At 75.6% G+C, this 12,981-nt stretch carries 1 protein-coding gene; it reads left to right on the plus strand.

Annotated elements, in window-relative coordinates:
* The first annotated feature begins 73 nt into the window (after positions 1-73).
* Complete coding sequence (locus OOK31_RS31935; protein ID WP_323188283.1) at positions 74-12,949, plus strand: SDR family NAD(P)-dependent oxidoreductase; 12,876 nt, start codon at positions 74-76, stop codon at positions 12,947-12,949.
* Positions 12,950-12,981: the final 32 nt, after the last annotated feature.

Raw genomic sequence — 12,981 nt, forward strand, 5'->3', positions numbered from 1 at the left:
TGAGGGCGCCGGAGTCCTGGTCCTCAAGCCCCTGGAGCGGGCCCTCGCCGACGGCGACCGCGTCTACGGCGTCATCCGCGCCAGCGCCGTCAACAACGACGGCACCACCGCCGGCCTGACCGTGCCCAGCCCGGCCGCGCAGGAGCAGGTGCTGCGCCTGGCCCACGAGCGGGCCGCGCTCGGCCCCGCCGAGCGGGTCCAGTACGTGGAGCTCCACGGCACCGGCACGCCCGTCGGCGACCCCATCGAGGCCGCCGCCCTGGGCGCCGCGCTCGGCGCGGACCGGGCCGGGGAGGAGCCGCTGCGCGTGGGCTCCGTCAAGACGAACATCGGGCACCTGGAGGGCGCCGCGGGCATCGCGGGCCTGATCAAGACCCTGCTGGCGATCTCCCACCGCGAGCTGCCGGCGAGCCTCAACTTCGAGACCCCGAACCCGGCCATCCCGCTCGCCGAACTGGGTCTGGCTGTGCAGAGCGAGCACTCGGCGTGGCCGCACCCCGAGCGGCCGCTCGTCGCGGGCGTCAGCTCCTTCGGCATGGGCGGCACCAACGCCCACGTCGTGGTCTCCGAGGCCCCGGCGGCCGCGCCCGTCACGCCTTCGGAGGAGCCCGCCGTCCTGCCCTGGGCGCTGTCGGCCCGCTCCGACGAGGCGCTGCGCGCGCAGGCCGCCCGGCTGGCGGAGTTCGCCGCGGCGGAGGGCGCCCCGGGCCTGGCCGACACCGGCCTCGCGCTGGCGACCACCCGTACCGCCTTCGAGCGGCGCGCCGTCGTGATCGGCTCGGGCCGCGAGGCGCTGGTCGAGGGGCTGCGGGCGCTGGCCGAGGGCCGGCCGGGCGCCGGTGTGGTGCGCGGCGAGCCCGCCACCGGCACCACCGCGTTCCTGTTCACCGGCCAGGGCGCCCAGCGCCAGGGCATGGGCCAGGAGCTGTACGCCGCCTTCCCGGTGTTCGCGGAGGCCTTCGACGCCGTCGCCGCCGAGCTGGACCCGCTGCTGGAGCGCCCGCTGTGGGAGGTCATCGCCTCGGGCGAGGGCCTGGACGACACGGGCAACACGCAGCCCGCCCTGTTCGCCGTCGAGGTCGCCCTCTACCGGCTGGTCGAGTCCTGGGGGATCACCCCGGACCACGTGGCCGGGCACTCCATCGGTGAGCTGGCCGCCGCCCACGTCGCCGGGATCCTCGGCCTCGCCGACGCCGCCAGGCTGGTGGCGGCCCGGGCGAAGCTGATGCAGGCCCTGCCGACCGGCGGCGCCATGATCGCCGTACAGGCCACCGAGGAGGAAGTCCTCCCGCTCCTCGAAGGCCTGACGGACCGCCTGGCCATCGCCGCGATCAACGGCCCGACCTCCGTCGTCATCTCCGGCGACGAGGACGCGGCCGTCGACGTGGCGCTGCGGATCGCCGCGCTGGGCCGCAAGACCAAGCGCCTGAGCGTCTCGCACGCCTTCCACTCCCCCCACATGGACGGGATGCTGAAGGAGTTCCACAAGGTCGCCAAGGAGCTGACCTACGCCGAGCCGCGCATCCCCGTCGTCTCCACCCTCACGGGCAAGCCCGCCACCGGGGACGAACTGCGCACCCCCTGCTACTGGACCGACCAGGTCCGCGGCGCCGTCCGGTTCGCCGACGCCGCGAAGTCCCTGGCCGAGCTCGGCGCGACCGTCTTCCTGGAGATCGGCCCCGACGCCGTCCTCAGCGCCCTCACCGAAGGCACCCCCGCCCTGCGCGCGGGCCGCCCCGAGGTGCAGAGCCTGCTCACGGCCGTCGCCACCGCCTTCACGGCGGGCGCCGACCTCGGCTGGAGCGCCCTGTACCAGGGCCTCGGCCACGAGGGTTCCGGCGTACGGAGCGTCACCCTGCCCACGTACGCCTTCCAGCGCCGCCGGTACTGGTTCGACGCCGCCGCCCGCAAGGAGGCCCCGGCCCTGGCGGCCGCCGCCGACTCCGTGGACGCCCCGGACTCCCCGGCCGCCACCCCGCGCGGCGAGCTGGGCCGGCGTCTGGCGGGCCTGTCGCAGGCCGAGCGCCGGCGCGTGGTCTCGGAACTGGTGACCTCGCACGTCACCGCGATCCTGGAGTACGGGCCGGGCGAGGCGCTGGAGCAGCGCACCCCGTTCCAGAAGCTCGGCTTCAGCTCGATGATGACCACCGAGCTGCGCAAGGCGCTGGCCGAGGCGACGGGTCTGCGGCTGCCCGGCGGGCTGCTGTTCGACCACCCGACCCCGCAGGCGCTGACCGAGTTCGTGGAGGCCGAGCTGCTGGGCGCGGCCGAGGACGCCGAGGAGTTCACCCGGCGTCCCGGCGCCGACGCCGACGAGCCCATCGCGATCGTCGGCATGGCCTGTCGCTTCCCGGGCGGCATCTCCTCCCCCGCCGAGCTGTGGGACCTGGTCGCGGCGGGCGGTGACGCCGTCTCCGGCTTCCCCGAGAACCGCGGCTGGCCCGAGGACCTCTACGACGCCGACCCCGACCGGCCCGGCAAGTCCGCCGTGCGCCGCGGTGGCTTCCTGCACGACGCGGGCGAGTTCGACGCCGCCTTCTTCGGGATCTCCCCGCGCGAGGCCCTCGCCATGGACCCGCAGCAGCGGCTGCTGCTGGAGACCGCCTGGGAGGCCGTCGAGCGTTCCGGGATCCGCCCCGGGGACCTGCACGGCACCCGGACCGGCGTGTTCGTCGGCGCGACGGCCCTGGAGTACGGGCCGCGCATGTACGAGGCCCCGGAGAGCGTCCAGGGCTCGATCCTGACCGGCAGCACCACCAGCGTGATGTCGGGCCGGATCGCCTACCAGCTGGGCCTGCTCGGCCCGGCGGTGACCACCGACACGGCCTGCTCCTCGTCCCTCGTCGCCCTGCACCTGGCGATCCGCTCGCTGCGGTCGGGCGAGACCAACCTCGCGCTGGCGGGCGGGGCGACGGTCATGTCCTCCCCCGGCATGTTCGTCGAGTTCTCCCGTCAGCGCGGGCTCGCCCCCGACGGCCGCTGCAAGTCCTTCTCGGCGGACGCGGACGGCACCGGCTGGGCGGAGGGCGTCGGCCTGCTCCTCGTGGAGCGGCTCTCCGACGCCGAGCGCAACGGCCACCAGGTCCTCGCGGTACTGCGCGGCTCCGCCATCAACCAGGACGGCGCCTCCAACGGCCTGACCGCCCCCAGCGGCCTCGCCCAGCAGCGCGTCATCCGCCAGGCCCTCGCCGACTCCGGCCTGGACACCACCGAGGTCGACGCGGTCGAGGCGCACGGCACCGGCACCAAGCTGGGCGACCCGATCGAGGCCGAGGCCGTCATGGCCACCTACGGCAGCGCCCGCGAGGGCGGCTCCCCGGTCTTCCTCGGCTCCCTCAAGTCGAACATCGGGCACGCCCAGGCCGCCGCCGGCGTCGGCGGTGTCATCAAGATGGTCGAGGCGATCCGGCACGGGGTGCTGCCCCGCACCCTGCACGCCGAGCAGCCGTCCCCGCACATCGACTGGTCGGCGGGCTCCGTGGAGCTGCTGACCGAGGAGCGGTCCTGGCCCGAGACGGGCCGGCCGCGCCGCGCCGCCGTCTCCTCCTTCGGGATCAGCGGCACCAACGCCCACGTCGTCATCGAGCAGGCCCCCGAGCAGGCCGCCCCGGCCCCGGCCGAGGAACCGGCGGCCCCCGCGCTGCCCGCCCCCTGGCCGCTGTCGGCCCGTACCCCCGAGGCGCTGCGCGCCCAGGCCGGGCGGCTGCGGGAGCTGGCCGCGGACGCCGACCCGGCCGCCGTCGGGCGGGCGCTGGCCCGTACCCGTACCTCCTTCGAGGAGCGGGCCGTCGTCCTCGCGGAGGACCGGGCCGCGCTGCTGGCCGGGCTCGACGCGCTGGCCGCCGGTGCCGCCTCGCCGTCGGTGGTCACCGGCAGCGCCGCGGGAGCCGGGCGCACCGCGTTCCTCTTCACCGGCCAGGGCGCCCAGCGCCTGGGCATGGGCCGTGAGCTGTACGAGCGCCACCCCGTCTTCGCCGAGGCGCTCGACGCGGTGTTCGCCGCGCTCGACGCCCACCTGGAGCGGCCGCTGCGCGAGGTGGTCTTCGCCGCGGAGGGCAGCCCCGAGGCGGCCCTGCTGGACGAGACCACGTACACCCAGCCCGCGCTGTTCGCCGTCGAGGTGGCCCTCTTCCGGCTGCTGGAGCACCACGGGGTCACCCCGGACCTGCTGGCCGGGCACTCGATCGGCGAGCTGTCCGCCGCGCACGCGGCCGGGGTGCTGACCCTGGAGGACGCCGCCCGGCTGGTGGCCGCGCGCGGCCGGCTGATGCAGTCGGCCCGCTCCGGCGGCGCGATGATCGCCGTGCAGGGCACGGAGGCGGAGATCGCCGCCTCCCTCGCCGGCCACGAGGACGCGGTGTCGGTCGCGGCCGTCAACGGCCCGGCCTCCGTGGTGATCTCGGGCGACGAGTCCGTCGCCGAGGAGATCGCCGCGCACTGGCGGGAGCAGGGCCGCAAGACGAAGCGCCTCACCGTCTCGCACGCCTTCCACTCCCCGCACATGGCGGAGATCCTGGACGAGTTCCGCGAGGTCGCGGCCTCGCTGACCTTCTCGGCGCCCACGGTCCCGGTGGTCTCCACCGTCACCGGCAAGATCGCCACGGACGCCGAACTGACCTCCCCCGACTACTGGGCGGGCCAGATCCGGGCCGCCGTCCGCTTCCTCGACGCCACCCTGGAGCTGGCCGCGCAGGGCGCGACCGTCCTCGTCGAGGTCGGCCCCGACGCGGTGCTGACCGCGCTGGCCCAGGGCGCCCTGGAGGACGCGGCCGTCGTGGCCGTGCCGCTGCTGCGCGCCGGACGCCCCGAGGCGGAGACCTTCACCACGGGCCTCGCCCGCGCCCACACCGCCGGCGCCTCCCTGGACGCGGCGACGTTCTTCCCGGGCGCCGTCCCGGCCGAGCTTCCGACGTACGCCTTCCAGCGGGAGCTGTACTGGCTCTCGCCGACCGTCCCGACCGACGCCCGCAGCCTGGGCCTGGATGCCTCCGACCACCCGCTGCTGTCCACCACCGTGGAGTTCGCGGACCGCGAGGACGCCCTGTTCACCAGCCGGATCTCGGTCGGCGCCCACCCGTGGATGACCGACCACACCATCGGCACGACCGTGCTGGTGCCGGCCACCGGCTTCCTGGAGCTGGCCGTCGCCGCCGGCGACCACCTCGGCGCCACCCGCGTCGAGGAGCTGACCCTGGAGGCCCCGCTCGCCCTGACGGGCCGTGAGCCGGTCCGCGTGCAGGTGGCGGTGGGCGCCCCGGACGCCTCCGGTGTCCGCCCGTTCTCCATCCACGCCCGCCCCGACACCGGCGAGGACCAGGCGCAGCCGTGGACCCGGCACGCGACGGGCGCCCTCGCCGAGGCCACCGCCCCGGACGCGGACGGCGAGCTCACCGCCTGGCCGCCGGCCGGCGCGGAGGCCGAGCCGCTGGACGGCGTGTACGAGCGCCTCGCCGGGCTCGGGTACGCGTACGGCCCCGCCTTCCAGGGGCTGAGCGCACTGTGGCGCGACGGCCGCGACCTGTACGCCGAGGTCCGGCTGCCGGAGGAGCACCGCGAGAGCGCCGCCCGCTTCGGGGTGCACCCCGCGCTCTTCGACTCCGTCCTGCACCCGCTGGTGCTGGACGCCGCCGACCCGGCGGACGGCGACCGGATCCGGCTGCCGTTCGCCTGGGCGGGCATCTCCCTGCACGCGGCGGGCGCCGCCGAGCTGCGCGTACGGATCTCCCCGACCGGCACCGACACCTACCGGCTGACCCTGGCCGACGCGGCGGGCGCGCCCGTCGCGGAGGTCGAGGCGCTGACCCTGCGCCCCGTCGCCAAGGAGCAGCTCACCTCCGCCTCCGCCGCCGAGGGCGGGCACGACTCGCTGTACGCGGTGGACTGGACGGCCGTGGCCGCCGCCGAGGGCGCGGAAGCCGACTGGTCCGAGACGGCCGGGGACCTGGCCGCCGCCGAGGCCGGCAAGGACGTCCTCGTACGCCTGTCCGGTGCGGCCGGTTCCACCGTCGAGGGTGCGCACCTGACGACCCTGAAGGCGCTGGCCCTGGTCAAGGAGTGGCTGGCGGACGAGCGGTTCGCCGACTCCCGGCTGGTGTTCGTCACCACCGGCGCGGTGGCCGCGCGGGACGGCGAGGACGTCGCCGACCTGGACGCCGCCCCCGTCTGGGGTCTGGTGCGCTCGGTGCAGTCCGAGCACCCCGACCGGCTCGTGCTGGTCGACGCCGAGGACGGGACGCCCGACACGGTCCTGGCCGCCGCGCTCGCCTCCGGCGAGCCCCAGCTCGCGGTCCGCGCGGGCGAGCTGTACGCCCCCCGGCTCGCCCGCGCGGCCGCGGAACCCGCCCCGGCGGAGCCGGTCCTCGGCTCCGAGGGCACCGTCCTGGTCACCGGTGGTACCGGCGGCCTGGGCGCGCTGTTCGCCCGCCACCTGGTCACCCGGCACGGGGTGCGGCACCTGCTGCTCTCCAGCCGGCGCGGCCCGGCCACCCCGGGCGCGGACACCCTCGCCGCCGAACTCTCCGCCCTGGGCGCCGAGGTCCGCGTGGTCGCGGCCGACGCCGCCGACCGGGCGTCGGTGGCGGAGCTGCTGGCGGCCGTGGACCCGGCGCACCCGCTGACGGCCGTGGTGCACACGGCCGGCGTGCTGGACGACGCGACGGTGGAGTCCCTCACCCCGGAGCAGGTGTCCGCGGTGCTGCGCCCGAAGGTGGACGCGGCCTGGAACCTGCACGAGCTGACCCGTGCGCTGCCGCTGAAGGCCTTCGTGCTGTTCTCGTCGGTGTCCGGTCTCACCGGCACCGCCGGACAGGCCAACTACGCGGCCGCCAACACCTACCTGGACGCCCTCGCGGCCCACCGCCGCGCCTCCGGCCTGGCGGCGACCTCGCTGGCCTGGGGCCTGTGGGACAGCAGCCACGGCATGGGCGCCGGCCTCACCGAGGCCGACCTGGCCCGCTGGGACCGGGCGGGCATGACCCCGCTCACCCCGGAGCAGGGCCTGGCCCTGTTCGATGCGGCGGTGGAGGGCGTACGCCCGCTGCTGGTGCCGGTGGGGCTGAACCTCGCCCGGTTCCGCGGCGCGGCCGAACTGCCGCCCGCCCTCTACCGGGGCCTGGTCCGTACCCGTACCCGCCGCGCCGCACAGGCCGGCGCGGGCGCCGCCGGCGAGTCGGGCTGGATCCGGCAGATCGCCGGTCTCGCCGAGGACAAGCGCGGGGAAGCCGTACTGGACCTCGTACGCTCCACCGTGGCCTCGGTGCTCGGCCACGCGGGCGCCACCTCCATCGACCCGCAGCGGGCCTTCAGCGACATCGGCTTCGACTCGATGGCCGGCGTGGACCTGCGCAACCGGCTCGGCGCGGCCACCGGTCTGCGGCTCCCGGCGACGGCGGTCTTCGACCACCCGACCCCGGGCGCGCTGGCGGCGTACGTCCTGTCGAAGGTCTCCGCGGACGCGGGCGGCGCCCCGGCCAAGGCCGTCAAGGCGCGCGCCAAGGGCGCCACGGACGAGCCGATCGCCATCGTCGGCATGGCCTGCCGCTTCCCGGGCGGGGTCAGCTCCCCGCAGGACCTGTGGCGGCTCGTCGCCGACGGGGTCGACGCGGTGACCGGCTTCCCGGTCAACCGCGGCTGGGACCTGGACGGCCTCTACGACCCGGACCCGGAGCGCACGGGCACCTCGTACGTCCGTGAGGGCGGCTTCCTGCACGAGGCGGACCTCTTCGACCGGGAGTTCTTCGGGATCTCCCCGCGCGAGGCGACCGCGACCGACCCCCAGCAGCGCCTGCTGCTGGAGACGGCGTGGGAGACCTTCGAGAGCGCGGGCATCGACCCGGCGCTGGTGCGCGGCACCAACACCGGTGTGTTCACGGGCGCGATGTACGACGACTACGCGTCCCGGCTGAGCTCGACGCCGGAGGAGTTCGAGGGCTTCCTGCTCGCGGGCAACCTGTCCAGCGTCATCTCCGGCCGGCTGTCGTACACGTACGGCCTGGAGGGCCCGTCGCTCACCGTCGACACGGCCTGCTCCTCCTCTCTGGTGGCCATGCACCTCGCGGCGAACGCGCTGCGCTCCGGCGAGTGCGACCTCGCGCTCGCGGGCGGTGTCACGGTGATGAACAGCCCGCACACCTTCGTGGAGTTCTCCCGCCAGCGGGGCCTGTCCCCCGACGGCCGCTGCAAGTCCTTCTCGGCGAGCGCGGACGGCACCGGCTGGAGCGAGGGCGTCGGCCTGCTCCTCGTGGAGCGGCTCTCCGACGCCAAGCGCAACGGCCACCAGATCCTGGCCGTGATCCGGGGCACCGCCGTCAACCAGGACGGCGCCTCCAACGGCCTCACCGCCCCCAACGGCCCGGCCCAGGAGCGGGTCATCCGCCAGGCCCTGGCCAACGCCGGTCTGAACCCGGCGGACGTGGACGCGGTCGAGGCGCACGGCACCGGCACCACCCTCGGCGACCCCATCGAGGCGCAGGCCCTGCTGGCCACCTACGGCCAGGACCGGCCCGAGGACCAGCCCCTGTACCTGGGCTCCCTCAAGTCGAACATCGGGCACAGCCAGGCGGCGGCCGGTGTCGGCGGCGTCATCAAGATGATCGAGGCCATGCGCCACGGCACCCTGCCGCGCACCCTGCACGTGGACCGGCCGTCCCCGCACGTGGACTGGGACGCGGGCGCGCTGACGCTGCTGACCGAGGAGACCGCCTGGCCCGAGCAGGGCCGGCCGCGCCGTGCGGGCGTGTCCTCCTTCGGCATCAGCGGCACCAACGCCCACGTCATCCTCGAGCAGCCCCCGGCCGCCCCCGCCGCCCGCAAGCCCGCCCCCGAGGCGCAGCCCGCCGGTGCGGTGCTGCCGTGGCTGGTGTCCGGCAAGGACGAGAAGGCCGTCCAGGCCCAGGCGGCCCGGCTGCACCGGTTCGTCCTGGACAACCCGGCGCTGTCCGCGACCGACATCGGCTTCTCGCTGGCGACGGGCCGCGCGGTACTGGAGCACAGCGCGGCCGTCGTCGGCGGCGACCGGGAGTCCCTGATCCGGGGCCTGTCGTCGCTGGCGCACGGCGAGTCCGCGAGCAACGTCGTACGGGGCCGCTCGGCGCGGCCCGGCAAGACGGCGTTCCTCTTCACCGGGCAGGGCAGCCAGCGCCTGGGCATGGGCCGTGAGCTGTACGCCTCGAACCCGGTGTTCGCGAAGGCGCTGGACGAGATCTGCGCCCGCTTCGACGCCGAACTGGCCCGGCCGATCAAGGAGGTGCTGTTCGCCCCCGAGCACTCGGCGGACTCGGCGCTGATCGACCAGACCTCCTTCACGCAGGCCGCGCTGTTCGCCATCGAGGTGGCCCTGTACCGGCTGTTCGAGCACCACGGCTTCACCCCGGACTACCTGCTGGGCCACTCCATCGGCGAGGTCACCGCCGCCTACCTGGCGGGCGTCCTCGAACTGGGCGACGCCTGCTGCCTGGTCGCCGAGCGCGGCCGGCTGATGCAGGCCGCCCGTGAGGGCGGGGCGATGGCCGCGGTCCAGGCCACCGAGGAGGAGGTGCGCGCCGCGCTCGCCCCGTACGGCGACAAGGTCGCCATCGCCGGGGTCAACGGCCCCACCTCCATGGTGATCTCGGGTGACGCGGACGTCGTGGACGAGCTGTGCGACGCCTTCCGCGCGAAGGGTGCGCGCACCAAGCGGCTGCCGGTCTCGCACGCCTTCCACTCCCCGCACATGGACGAGGTGCTGGAGGAGTTCCGCGAGGTCGCCTCGGGTCTGAACTTCCGCGCACCGCGCATCCCGGTGGTCTCCAACGTCACCGGCACCCTGGCCACCGAGGAGCAGCTGACCTCGCCGGAGTACTGGGCCACCCACATCCGGGAGGCCGTGCGCTTCGCCGACGGGGTCCGCTACCTGGAGGCGCAGGGCGTCACCGACTTCCTGGAGCTGGGCCCGGACGGGGTCCTCACCGCCCTCGCCCAGGGTTCCCTGGAGCAGGAGGCGGGCGCGCTCGCCCCGGCCCTGCGCCGGGACCGGCCCGAGGCGGAGACGGTGGCCGGGGCGATGGCCGTACTGCGGATGCGCGGTGCCCGGCCGGACTTCGCCAAGCTGTTCCCGGGCGGGCGGACCGTCGCCCTGCCGACGTACGCCTTCCAGCACGAGCGGTACTGGCTGGAGGACCCGCGGACGCCGGCCGACGCGGCCGGGCTGGGTCTGGCGGCGACCGGTCACCCGCTGCTGGGTGCGGCGGTCGGTTCGGCGCACCGTGACGAGTACCTGTTCACGGGCCGCCTGTCGCGCCGTACGCACGCCTGGCTGACCGAGCACGCCGTGCACGGCACGGTGCTGGTGCCCGGTACCGGTCTGGTGGAGCTGGCGGCCCGGGCGGGCGAGCAGCTCGGCGTGGAGCGGGTCGAGGAGCTGATGCTGTCGGCGCCGCTGGTGCTGCCCGAGCAGGGCGGTGTCCAGGTCCAGGTGGTCGTCGGCGAGGCCGACGGCGCGGGCCGCCGCACCGTCGAGGTGTTCTCCCGGCCCGACGACGGGGACGTGGCCACCGACCGGCCGTGGACCCTGAACGCGAACGGTTCCCTCTCGCCCGCCGGTGAGCCCGGTGAGGCGCTGACGGTGTGGCCGCCGGCCGGGGCCACGGAGGTCTCCCTGGACGGGGCGTACGAGCGCCTGGAGCTGCAGGGCTACTCCTACGGGCCGGCCTTCCAGGGCCTGTCGCGGCTGTGGACGGTGGGCGAGGACGAGATCCTCGCCGAGGTGCGGCTGCCCGACGCCCAGCGCGCCGAGGCGGGCAGTTTCCTGCTGCACCCGGCGCTGCTGGACGCGGCCCTGCACCCGCTGCTGCCGGGCGTGGCCTTCGACTCGGGCCTGGCACGGCTGCCGTTCTCCTGGTCCGGGGTGAGCGTCCACGCGGTGGGCGCCCAGGTCCTGCGGGTGCGGCTCGCGCTGTCCGGGCGGGACTCGGACACCCTGCAGGCCGCGCTGACGGTGGCGGACGGCAGCGGCGCCCCGGTGGCGACCGTGGAGTCGCTGCTGCTGCGGCCGGTGTCGAAGGAGGCGCTGCGCGAGGCCGCGTCGACGGCCCGGGACGGCCTGTTCAAGGTCGCCTGGAACGCGCTGCCGACGGGCTCTTCGGTGACGGGTACGACTGTGGCGGGCTCCGGGTGGGCCGTCGTCGGGGACGTCACGGTTGAGGGCGGCCGTGCGTACGCCTCGCTGGAGGAGGTGGCCTCGGCGGAGAACGTGCCCGCCACGGTGGTGCTGGCTCCGGCCGCCGTCACCGGTGAGGTCGCCGGGGCCGCGCGGCAGGCGCTGCGCGAGGCCCTCGCGACGGCGCAGGCCTGGCTGGCCGACGAGCGCTTCGAGGACTCCACCCTCGTGGTGGTGACCCGGGGTGCCATCGCCACCGGCGGGGAGCCCGTCACCGACCTGGCGCACGCCGGTGTCTGGGGCCTGCTGCGCGTGGCGCAGACGGAGAACCCGGGCCGGATCGTCCTGGTCGACGTAGACGCCGACGGCGCCGCCACGCTGCCCGGCTCGGTCCTGGCCTCCGGCGAGCCGCAGCTCGCGGTGCGCGGCGGCGAGCTGCTGGTGCCGCGCCTGGCCCGCACCGCGCAGGACCCCGAGGCCCGCACGGCCCGCTGGGACCAGGGCACCACCCTGATCACCGGCGCGACCGGCGCACTGGGCGGCGTACTCGCCCGGCACCTGGTCACCGAACACGGCGCCAGGCACCTGCTGCTGCTCAGCCGCCGCGGCCTGGACGCCCCGGGTGCCGAGGAGCTGCGTGCGGAGCTCACGGCGCTCGGCGCGGCCGTGACCGTCGCCGCCTGCGACGTGACGGACCGGGAGTCCCTGGCCGGGGTGCTGGCGGCGATCCCCGCGGAGCAGCCGCTGACCGGGGTGGTCCACACGGCCGGTGTGCTGGACGACACCGTCCTGTCGGACCTGACGCCGGAGCGCCTGGAGCAGGTGCTGCTGCCGAAGGTGGACGCGGCCTGGAACCTGCACGAGCTCACCAAGGACCTGGACCTGTCGGCCTTCGTCCTCTACTCCTCGATCGCCGGTCTGATCGGCAACGCCGGCCAGGCCAACTACGCGGCGGGCAACACCTTCCTCGACGCCCTCGCCCAGTACCGCCAGGCGAACGGCCTCCCGGCCACCTCGCTCGCCTGGGGCCTGTGGGCGCAGGCCTCCACCATCAGCGGCTCGCTGGAGGAGGCGGACCTGCGCCGCCTGGCCCGGCTCGGCCTGCTGCCGCTGTCGTCGGCCGACGCGATGGACCTCTTCGACGCGGCCCCCGGCACCGGCGATGCGGTCCTGGCCGTCACCCGGCTCGCCGTGGAGGCCCTGCGCAAGCAGGGCGACCGGCTGCTGCCGCTGCTGCGGGACCTGGCTCCGGCCGGTCCGCGCCGGGCGGTCGCGGGCGGCGGCGCACAGTCCGGGGCGGACGGCCCCTCCTTCGCCGAGCGCCTCGGCGCCCTGCCGGAGGAGGAGCGCGTCGCGGCGCTGACGGACCTCGTACGGGCCCAGGTGGCCTCGGTGCTCGGTCACGCCGACCACAGCGGCATCGACGCCGACCGTGCCTTCCAGGAGCTGGGCTTCGACTCGCTGACCGCCGTGGAGCTGCGCAACCAGCTCAACGCCGCGACCGGTCTGCGACTGCCGAGCACCCTCGTCTTCGACTACCCGAACCCGGCCGCGCTCGCCGCGTACCTGCGCCAGCAGATCACGGTGGAGGACGTGTCGGCGGCGGCGCCGGTCCTGTCGGACCTCGACAAGCTGAAGTCCGCCATCCAGGCGGCCTCTTCGGACCGGGAGGCCTTCGACCAGATCACCGGCCGGCTGCGGGAGCTGCTGGACATCGCCGACACGGCGAGCGGTGCCAAGGCCGAGGACGGCAACGCCGACCTGGAAGAGGCGAGCGACGAGGAGCTGTTCGCGCTCCTCGACGACCTGGACTGACCTGTGCGAACCCTCCATTCATCAATACCCAG

Origin of the sequence: Streptomyces sp. NBC_00249, from assembly GCF_026342355.1 — a bacterium.
Lineage (GTDB): Bacteria > Actinomycetota > Actinomycetes > Streptomycetales > Streptomycetaceae > Streptomyces.